The sequence below is a fragment of the Spongiactinospora gelatinilytica genome (genome assembly GCF_003236385.1).
Classification (GTDB): domain Bacteria; phylum Actinomycetota; class Actinomycetes; order Streptosporangiales; family Streptosporangiaceae; genus Spongiactinospora; species Spongiactinospora gelatinilytica.
Genome location: NZ_POUA01000524.1, coordinates 1 through 4090 on the forward strand (window position 1 = coordinate 1; position 4090 = coordinate 4090).

The 4090-nt window shown below is 71.7% G+C and carries 4 protein-coding genes; all 4 read right to left on the reverse strand.

Translation table 11 applies throughout. The annotated features are described in order from the left end of the window. Window positions 1–43: 43 nt before the first annotated feature. Complete coding sequence (locus tag C1I98_RS36175; protein ID WP_111171791.1) at window positions 44–1060, reverse strand: DHH family phosphoesterase; 1017 nt, start codon at window positions 1058–1060, stop codon at window positions 44–46. After that, window positions 1057–1560: a 30S ribosome-binding factor RbfA gene (gene rbfA / locus C1I98_RS36180; protein WP_111171792.1), complete on the reverse strand. Its 504-nt coding sequence runs from the start codon at window positions 1558–1560 to the stop codon at window positions 1057–1059. Before rbfA ends, C1I98_RS36175 begins: the two co-directional genes overlap by 4 nt. 91 nt (window positions 1561–1651) lie before the next feature. After that, complete coding sequence (locus tag C1I98_RS36185; protein ID WP_111171793.1) at window positions 1652–1954, reverse strand: DUF503 domain-containing protein; 303 nt, start codon at window positions 1952–1954, stop codon at window positions 1652–1654. Between the two features lie 83 nt (window positions 1955–2037). Next, window positions 2038–4090 (reverse strand): translation initiation factor IF-2 (gene infB, locus C1I98_RS36190; RefSeq protein ID WP_111171794.1); only part of this gene is annotated, 2053 nt, incomplete at its 5' end.

Below are 4090 nucleotides of genomic sequence, written 5' to 3' on the forward strand. Positions count from 1 at the left end.
CCTGAAAGGACGCTCATGAGCCGTACGGCTCATGAGCGTCCTTTCAGGCGGGGGGAGGCAGCACGCCGCGCAGCGCGGCCACGGTCTGCGTCACGGGCTGGTAGGAGGTGAAGCCGGCCGCTCTGGCGTGGCCGCCGCCGCCCAGCAGGTGACAGGCGCGGCCGACGTCGATGGCACCCTTGGACCTGGTGGACACCTGCCAGGCCCCGTCGTCGTCCTCCTTGAGCACCACCGCCACCTCGGCCTCGTCGGCCCGGCGGACGATGTCGATCATGCCCTCCACCTCGTTGTACGGCAGGCCGGACAGGGCGCGGTCGGCCCGGGTGACGTAGGTCCACACCATCCCGAGGCCGCCCGCCGCCGCGCTGTCCAGCTCCGCCCGCGACAGGGCGGCCCCCAGGACGCGCAGATAGCCGAACGGCGAGCGGTCGTACAGGTCGCGGGCGATCAGCTCGGGCGACAGCCCGGTGGCGATCAGCCGGGCCGCCATCTCGTGTACCGGGGGCGTCGTCGAGTCGTACTTGAACGAGCCGGTGTCGGTGACCAGCCCGGTGTAAAGGCAGGTCGCGATGTCCTTGTCCAGCGGTACGCCGAGACGGCGGATCAGTTCCTCGGCCAGCACCGCGGTGGCCGCGACCCCCGGATCGATCAGACTCATCGTGCCGAACCCGGCGTTTCCGGGGTGGTGGTCCACCACGATCAGCTCGCGGGCCTTGGCCGCGCTGTCGCCGAGCAGGCCGAGCCGCTCGACGGTGGAGGCGTCGAAGGTCATCATCAGCGCGGGCGCCGCGGGGTAGCCGGCCGGTTCGACCAGGAGGTCCTGGCCGGGCAGGAACCGCAGCAGCCGGGGCACGCCGAAGCGCTGGTCGCCGAAGGAGGCGACCACCCGCTTGCCCAGCGCGGCGAGCGCCTGGCCGGTGGCGAGCATGGACCCGAGCGCGTCGCCGTCCGGGGACACGTGGCAGGCCAGCGCGACCTCCTCGGCGGCGGTGACGAGCTCGACGGCCCGCCGCCAGGTCTCCTCGGGCACCGCCGGGGCGCCGGTGTGGTCCGGGGTCACCTCGCGGAGTGTCCCGCCCGGTCGGAGGGCTCTTCGCCATGGCGGGCCGGCTCGTCCCCGGCCTCGTCGGCCTCGTCCGCCTCGTCGGGCCTGCGGTACGGGTCGGCGTCCCCGGCGTGCCGCGCGCCCTGGGCGCGCTTGGCGATCTCCTCGTCCCGCGCCCGCGCCTCGGCCAGCAGGCCGTCGATGTGCTTGGCCGAGTCGGGCAGCGGGTCGTGCTTGAAGGTCAGCGTCGGGGTGTGCCGCAGCCCGGTCTGCCTGCCCACCTCCGAGCGGATCACGCCCTTGGCGCTCTCCAGCGCGGCGGCGCTGTCGGCCCGCTCGGCGTCGGAGCCGAAGACGGTGTAGAAGACCGTGGCATCGCGCAGGTCTGCGGTGATCCTGGCGTCGGTGACCGTCACGAAGCCGAGGCGCGGGTCCTTGATCCGGCGCTCCAGCATCTCCGCCACGACCTGCTGGATCCGATCGGCCAGCTTGCGCGCGCGGGCGGCGTCCATAATGGCTCCCCCTCATCGTGCGGGCCCGTTGGGCACGGTACCGCGAACCGACGACGACCGGCGCGGAGGGCGGCTCCGGCCGGTCGTCCAGGTTTCAGTCCTCTTCTTCGTGGTTGTAGAGCCGCTGCCGCGCGGACAGCAACTCGATCTCCGGGCGGTAGGCGACCAGGCGCTCGATGGCCTCCAGCACCTCGCGGCAGTTGGCCGCTTGGGCGGAGACCACCGCCACCCCGATCAGGGCGCGGCGGTGGAGATCCTGGTGACCGCTCTCGGCGACGGCGACGCCCGGGAACCGCCGCTGGACCTCGGCGATGACGGGACGCACCGCCGAGCGTTTCTGCTTCAGCGATCGGACGTCGCCGAGCAGGATGTCAAGTGTCAGAGCACCAACGTACATGGCAGTCCGCACGCGTCGTGCGCCACGGTCCCGGGGGCACGGCGGGCCGGTGTGCCCGCCGTGCCCCCGAGGACTGATAGGCGTCAGACGCGCGGCTTCTCCCGCATCTCGAAGGTTTCGATGACGTCGTCGAGCTTGATGTCGTTGTACCCGACACCGATACCGCACTCGAAGCCGTCGCGGACCTCGGTCGCGTCGTCCTTGAAGCGGCGCAGCGACGACACCGTGAGGTTGTCGGCGACCACGACGCCGTCGCGGATGATCCGGGCCTTGCTGTTCCTGACGATCGTGCCCGAGCGGACCAGGCAGCCCGCCACGTTGCCGATCTTCGGCACCCGGAAGACCTCGCGCACCTCGGCGGTGCCCATCTGGACTTCCTCGAACTCCGGCTTCAGCATGCCCTTGAGGGCCGCCTCGACCTCCTCGATCGCCTGGTAGATGACCGAGTAGTAGCGGATGTCCACACCCTCGCGCTCGGCGAGGTCGCGAGCCCTGACCTCCGGCCGGACGTTGAAGCCGATGATCACCGCGTTGTCGTCGGCGATCGCCAGGTTGACGTCGTACTCGGTGATCGCACCGACCGCGCGGTGCAGCACCCGGAGGGTGACCTCCTCGCCGACGTCGATCTTGAGCAGCGCGTCCTCAAGGGCCTCCACCGAACCGGAGACGTCACCCTTGATGATCAGCTTCAGCTCGTTGACCTGGCCCTTCTCCATGTCCTTGAAGAGCTCTTCCAGGCTGCGCCTGCGGCCGGACCTGGCCATATCGGCGCTGCGCTGGCGGGCCGCCCGCTGCTGGGCGATCTGGCGGGCCATCCGGTCGTCGTTGACCACGATGAAGTTGTCACCGGCGCTCGGCACGGCCGTGAGGCCCATCACCAGGACCGGACGGGACGGGTCGGCCTCGGCGACCGGCTCGCCGTTGTCGTCCAGCATGGCCCGGACCCGGCCGAACGCGTCGCCACAGACGATCGAGTCGCCCACCCGCAGCGTGCCGCGCTGGACCAGGACGGTGGCCACGGGGCCGCGGCCCCGGTCCAGGTGCGCCTCGATGGCGATGCCCTGGGCGTCCATCGTCGGGTTGGCCCGCAGATCGAGCTCGGCGTCGGCGGTCAGCAGGATGGACTCCAGCAGGCCGTCGATGCCGGTGCCGTTCAGGGCGGAGATGTCGGCGAACAGGGTCGAGCCGCCGTACTCCTCCGCCACCAGGCCGTACTCGGTGAGCTGGCCACGGACCTTGCTCGGGTCGGCGCCCTCACGGTCGATCTTGTTGACCGCGACGACGACCGGCACCCCGGCCGCCTGGGCGTGGTTGAGCGCCTCGATGGTCTGCGGCTTCACACCGTCGTCGGCGGCGACCACCAGCACGGCGATGTCGGTCGACTGCGCACCACGGGCACGCATGGCGGTGAACGCCTCGTGACCCGGGGTGTCGATGAAGGTGATCTTGCGGCCTTCACCGTCGTGCGTGGTCTCGACCTGGTAGGCGCCGATGTGCTGGGTGATGCCGCCGGCCTCACGCGCGGCCACGTTGGTCTTGCGGATCGCGTCCAGCAGCTTGGTCTTACCGTGGTCGACGTGACCCATGACGGTCACGACCGGCGGCCGGGCCGCGAGGTCGGCCTCGTCGCCCTCGTCCTCGCCGAACTCGATGTCGAAGGACTCGAGAAGCTCGCGGTCCTCCTCCTCCGGGCTGACCACCTGGATGACGTAGTCCAGCTCGGCCCCGAGCAGTTGCAGCGTCTCCTCGTTGACCGACTGGGTGGCCGTCACCATCTCGCCGAGGTGCAGCATGATCTGCACCAGCGAGGCGGGGTTGGCACCGATCTTGTCGGCGAAGTCGGCCAGGGACGCGCCGCGCGGAAGCCGGATCGTCTGGCCGCCGCCGCGCTGGACCTGCACGCCGCCGATCGCCGGGGCCTGCATGTTGTCGAACTCTTGACGGCGCTGCCGCTTGGACTTGCGCCCGCGCGCCGGGCGTCCGCCCGGACGTCCGAAGGCGCCCGCCGTGCCGCCGCCGCGGCCACGCCCGCCGGGACGGCCGCCGAAGCCGCCGCCACCACCGGGAGCGCCACCGCCGCCGCCACCGCCACCGGGACGCGCGCCCGTGCCGGTACGGCCGGCGAACCCGCCGCCC

Excerpts from the sequence above, each read along its gene's own strand:
- C1I98_RS36185 (WP_111171793.1), bottom strand. The coding sequence starts at position 1,954 with ATGTACGTTGGTGCTCTGACACTTGACATCCTGCTCGGCGACGTCCGA.